Origin of the sequence: Phocaeicola faecicola (assembly GCF_013618865.1) — a bacterium.
Lineage (GTDB): Bacteria > Bacteroidota > Bacteroidia > Bacteroidales > Bacteroidaceae > Phocaeicola > Phocaeicola faecicola.
Map to the genome: position 1 here is coordinate 1 of NZ_JABSOE010000117.1, position 4,852 is coordinate 4,852.

3 protein-coding genes are annotated in these 4,852 nt (G+C 49.1%); all 3 read right to left on the bottom strand.

What is annotated here, in order from left to right; translation table 11 throughout:
• Nucleotides 1–955 precede the first annotated feature (955 nt).
• Nucleotides 956–1,399 (bottom strand): PepSY-like domain-containing protein, encoded by a 444-nt coding sequence (locus H3001_RS18595; protein WP_178244221.1) that lies wholly within the window; start codon nucleotides 1,397–1,399, stop codon nucleotides 956–958.
• Nucleotides 1,400–1,533: 134 nt separating this feature from the next.
• Nucleotides 1,534–2,991 (bottom strand): ATP-binding cassette domain-containing protein, encoded by a 1,458-nt coding sequence (locus H3001_RS18600; RefSeq protein ID WP_181215741.1) that lies wholly within the window; start codon nucleotides 2,989–2,991, stop codon nucleotides 1,534–1,536.
• A 50-nt stretch (nucleotides 2,992–3,041) separates the two neighbouring features.
• Nucleotides 3,042–4,852 (bottom strand): type I pullulanase (pulA, locus tag H3001_RS18605; protein WP_181215740.1); only part of this gene is annotated, 1,811 nt, incomplete at its 5' end.

The following is a 4,852-nucleotide window of genomic DNA, read 5'->3' on the forward strand; positions in this document are numbered from 1 at the left end:
GTCCAATACAGCGTACATAGGTTGTTTATTATGAATGAGTTTGGTCACCCATAATATAATGAATAATTCTATTTGTACGCTGTTTGACAACATTTTAATTGATATACATAAGTTTAAATCACTTCAAATAAAAACAATAATAATTTTCTCATAAACCATAAATATTAATTGTTAATTAACTTGCAGATGCCACTACCAAAGTTATGTAACCAATCATAACAAGCCGGGTCATTCATAACCGATGGTATCACTGCATCTAATAAAGGAACGAAGTCTCCGGAATTTAAAAGCAAGTTTTCGTCAATAACGTTGCTTTTTGACCATGAATAAATAGCATGTTCTTTTCACAATTAGATTGTTTAAGTATTATATGTTAAAAGGTTAATTAATTACGCCTTTGCAGTTAGATTAGCATATAAAACAAAATACAAAATATAGCCCATACTTTAGAGCTAACCCTAGTAAACTTATGAAATATTTTACAAGTTCTTAAAAAAATCAACAATATCTATTTTTATAATTAATATTAATTACTTGTATAATAAAGAAATATAAGCAATATCACAGTTATAGAGCACATTTTTTTAACACCTTTCAATCACTATAGATACTGAAAGCAATCGCAATACACAAAATATTCCGCCCAAAGGAAGCTACCTGAAGGACTTTATAATGGAAAACTTCTTCGGGTTGTAATTAGTATATGTAAACGACTTCGAAAGCCTTGATAAACTTTGCCTAAACCAAAGAAATATATTGCCGGGGACATACCAAAAGAATGAAACTCAGGTAAAAAGAAATGAGCCCGGCACAATACCGGGCTCACCACTATGGAAAATAGAATAATCATATTCAATCTGATATCCCCGATGGGGGAAGTACTTTACCGAAGATTTCCGGTTGCCCCGCTTTTTTATCGGAACAGAAAGGCTGCAGCCACCGGCTGCCCTCCTCATCAATCCTTATCGTGATCGAGGTCGATTACATTGAAGTCAGTATCGAACTTGATTTTCCAGAAGTTGGACAGCAGCACCTCAAATTCATTGCGGTCTCTTTCCAGCTGAAGCACTTTCGCATCGGGATAGTTGGCCTTGATGTATTTCATGACAGGAGCAGGAACCACTGCATCGGGAACAAAAGTACCTTTACACTTCACTTCCTTCCAGGCTCCGTTCTTATCGAACTCCAGTTTACTTCCGTCTACGAACACCACATCATACGAAGTATCGAACCAGCCCTTATCAGCCTTGGTAAACGCTACCTTCAGGCCCGGGAAATGCTTTTTGACAAACGTCTGCGCTGTCTGAGGCAACTGTTCGAAACGGATTGGCTTATCATCGCTAGCCCATACAAACTGCATTGTACACACACATACCAGTAAAAATAATAACTTCTTCATATCCTACATTTTTTAAGTTTAACGACTTGTTTCATTTATTATTCTACGACAAAGTAAGTGCCCAATTCTGAAAAGATTTGGGAAAATGCAGGTTTTCTGCAAAAAAAGATGCAAAATCACCGTTTTTTCAGCGGTCAGTAGGTTGTGTGACGGACCAGCCGGAGAGAATGGTCAATACACTTCGGCAATTCCTCCTCGTAATGCGTCACCATGATAAGGGTTTTCCCCCTGCGCTGACAGAAGGTATCAATGACCTCCCTCACCAGCTGGCGGTTGTGCGCATCCAGTCCGTGCAAAGGCTCATCGAGCACCAGCAGTTCCGGGTCTTTCACAAAGGCACGGGCCAGCAGCACCAGACGCTGCTCCCCGCTGGACAACTGGAGGAAATTACGGTCCTTCAGTTCCGCGATGCCAAAGATATCCATCCACCATTCACAGACGGCACGGTCTTTCTCCTGCACCTTGCGGTACAGACCGACCGAATCATACAATCCGCTGGCCACGATATCCACTGCCGGAAGTTGTTTCAAGTAAGCCCGGTGCATCTCCGGACTGACATAGCCGATGTGTTTCTTGATGTCCCAGATGCTCTCGCCACTCCCCCGCTTGCGTCCGAAGAGGGCAATCCGGCAGGCATAGCTCTGCGGATTATCGGCACAGACCAGACTGAGCAAGGTCGATTTGCCCGAACCGTTGGTTCCGCTCAGCGCCCACCGCTCTCCACCGTTCACTGTCCAGTCGAGGGCATCCAGTATCACCCTGTTCCCGTAACGGATACTCACCCCGTCGAGCTGTACCACCTGGGCAGCCTCATATAGGTTGTCCGCATACGGCAAGTCCAGGATACGGCGTTTCCGGTCGTCCGAGAGTACAGGAAGACTCACCGGCCGTATGGAAGAACGGTAATCGGCAAGCGTGCGTTTCGGCAGGCAGACCTTTTCCTCTACCGGAACCACGTGGGTGATGAAATCCGGAATTTCATCGGCCCTGGACAGTACCAGCATCACCTGCAGGCGGGTCTTCCTTATCAAATCCTCCAGCAACTGACGGAAAGACTGACGGGTAGGCGCATCCAGTCCGATAAACGGATTGTCGAGAATCACCACCCTCGGAGCCGACAGCAGGGCTTTGGCCATCTGAAACTTGCGGAGTTCCCCGCTCGACAGCAGGATGACCGGCTTGTCGAGCAGCGATTCCATGTCAAAAATCTCCAGCAGCAGTCTCCGGAGCTCCTCATCCGCAGCCGGAGGAAGCAAGTCGCGCACCACAGGAATGTCATCCAGATCCTGCGAATTCCAGCGCTGCTGGTAATAATATCCGCCGTCGGCCTCCCCATACGAATCGCGGAAGGTAATGTAGCGCACGCATTCGGAAACCATGCGCGTCTCCTCTTCTCCAAAATCATACGACACTTCATTCATCAACAGCGGATATCTTCCGGTGAGGATTCCCACCAGAAGACTTTTTCCTGAGGCATTGGGGCCTACAATGGCCAACTGCTCTCCCTCTTCAAGGGAGAAATCGACCGGCTCCGCGAGCCGGTACTGAGGATGGCGAGTCACCCCCTGCTTTACCCATATTACCGGATGCATCATCTTATTATTGTAACAATAGCAGATTACTGATTTCAATTATGAACGGATTACTGATGTACAATCATTGCCGAACGCGGTGCCACCGTGAGCTGTGCTCCCGACACATTGCCCAGTCCGGCCACCGGATCGATCTTTCCGTCGGCACAGACAATGCGGTACTTGCCTTCTGGAACATCGACCTTCACCGCTTCGGTATTGCTGTTGAGTACCACAGTAATGTTTTCCCACTTGTCTCCTCCCGGTTTGCCGTTCAGACGGAAGGCTACGACGCCTCCTTTCGGAACTTCCAGGAATTCCAGGTGCTTGCGGACCAGGTCGGCATCACCCAGACGGAAGGCAGGATGCGCCCTGCGCATGGCAATCAGCCCCTTGACATAATCGAACACCTCACGATGGGTGGTCTTGTTGCTCCAATCGATGGCATTGATCTCATCCGGACTGTTGTACGAATTATGTACTCCCTGCTTGTCGCGCAACACTTCGTCGCCGGCAAAGATAAAGGGCACTCCCTGTGAGGTAAGTACGGCTGTCTCCGCCAGTTTCTGCAATGCGCGCAGTTCCTGAACCGAAGCCTTCGGCAGCGTAGCCTTGAGGCGGTCGGCCAGACACATGTCGTCGTGGCAACTTACGTAACTGATCATCTGATAAGGCTGGTCGGCCCATACCTTCGGCACGCGGTGTACCTTGTCGAGCTGCAACTGAGGATGCTCGATACCTCCCACAATACCAAACTTGATGCCGGCTTCGTGACCGTGACGGCCAATCAGGAAGGCTCCCTGTGCATCGTTGCCGAACGGTCCGCGCAGACTGTCACGGAACTCGTCGCTGAAGGCTGCCACACGAGGCATCAGATGCACGTTGTTCTTCATTGCCAATTTCTCGGCAGGCAGTTGCGGAGCACCGGCTGCCCATCCTTCTCCATACATGTAAATGGTAGGATCAATCTTATCGAGTGCCTTACGGATGGCATTCATGGTTTCGATGTCGTGAATGCCCATCAGGTCGAAACGGAAACCGTCGACATGGTATTCCTTCGCCCAGTAACATACCGACTCAATCATGTACTTGCGCATCATGGCGCGCTCACTGGCTGTCTCATTGCCGCAGGCAGAAGCGTTGGCAAACTTGCCTTCCTTGTCCTGACGGTAGAAATATCCCGGTACCGTACGTTCGAAGTTGCCTCCTTCGGTCAGGGCAGTATGATTGTAGACCACGTCCATGATCACACGGATACCTGCCTTGTGCAAGGCCATCACCATCTCCTTGAATTCCCGGATACGGACTTCGGGCTGGTAAGGATCGGTCGCATAGGAGCCGTCGGGCACGTTATAGTTTTTCGGGTCATATCCCCAGTTGTACTGAGGCTTGTCGAGGCGGGTCTCGTCCACCGAAGAATAGTCGTACGAAGGAAGCAGATGCACGTGAGTCACTCCCAGTTCCTTCAGGTGATCCACCCCCGTACTTTCTCCCAGATAAGTATGTGTACCCTTTTCCGTCAGCGCCACGAATTTGCCCCGATGCTGGATTCCCGCAATCGTATCGATGGAAAAGTCGCGATGGTGCATCTCATAAATCACGATATCGGAAAAACTCTTCAGTTCGGGACGGACATCCTTCTCCCATCCTTCCGGATCGGTAGCCTTCAGGTCGATGACTGCCGCACGGTCGCCGTTCACGCCTACCGCCTTGGCCATCACACCCGGAGTATCTCCCAGCCACACATCATTCACCTTCACATGTAGGCTCGGTAATGGACGCCTTGCCACCTTTCGGTGGTAGGTTTCCCATAACCTGCCCCCGAACCGTACGTGCAGGTCTCCCTGCATACGGCTCTCCACTGGTAATATCAGTTTATTTG